Origin of the sequence: Sphaerimonospora mesophila, from assembly GCF_001417795.1 — a bacterium.
GTDB lineage: Bacteria > Actinomycetota > Actinomycetes > Streptosporangiales > Streptosporangiaceae > Sphaerimonospora > Sphaerimonospora mesophila.
This window is the reverse complement of record NZ_BCBX01000029.1, coordinates 1-525: the sequence shown is the minus strand read 5'-3', so window position 1 is coordinate 525 and position 525 is coordinate 1. Positions and strand designations below refer to the sequence as shown.

1 rRNA gene is annotated in these 525 nt (G+C 57.9%); it reads right to left on the bottom strand.

From position 1 onward, the window contains the following. Positions 1 to 192 (bottom strand): 16S ribosomal RNA (locus AP234_RS00165); the annotation flags it as partial. Between the last annotated feature and the right edge of the window lie 333 nt (positions 193 to 525).

Below are 525 nucleotides of genomic sequence, written 5' to 3'. Positions count from 1 at the left end.
TCCCATGCGGAAGATGGTCGTATCCGGTATTAGACCCGGTTTCCCAGGCTTATCCCAGAGTCAGGGGCAGGTTACTCACGTGTTACTCACCCGTTCGCCGCTCGAGTACCCCGAAGGGCCTTTCCGCTCGACTTGCATGTGTTAAGCACGCCGCCAGCGTTCGTCCTGAGCCAGGATCAAACTCTCCAAACAATGTCTGAAAAGAAACCCCAGCCAACACCCCCGGCACACGACCGAAAGGGTGTCGATCAAAGGAATCCGTCCCACACACCCCACAGAGGCATGCGAGGACGGGGTCATGCATTCAAAATGCACTGGCTTTTAGCACACTGTTGAGTTCTCAAGAAACGGACGCGTACACCACCACCCGAACCAGCCGGCAAGCCGATCCAAGGATCCGGGGCGTTACATCAGCTTCACTTTGTGTCATCTATTCTCGCCAGACCCGGAGGTTCCTGTCAAACCAGCCCCACCGGCAACCCGGCCCCAGCCACTTGACATCACCCCCGCCACCCGGCGGGAATT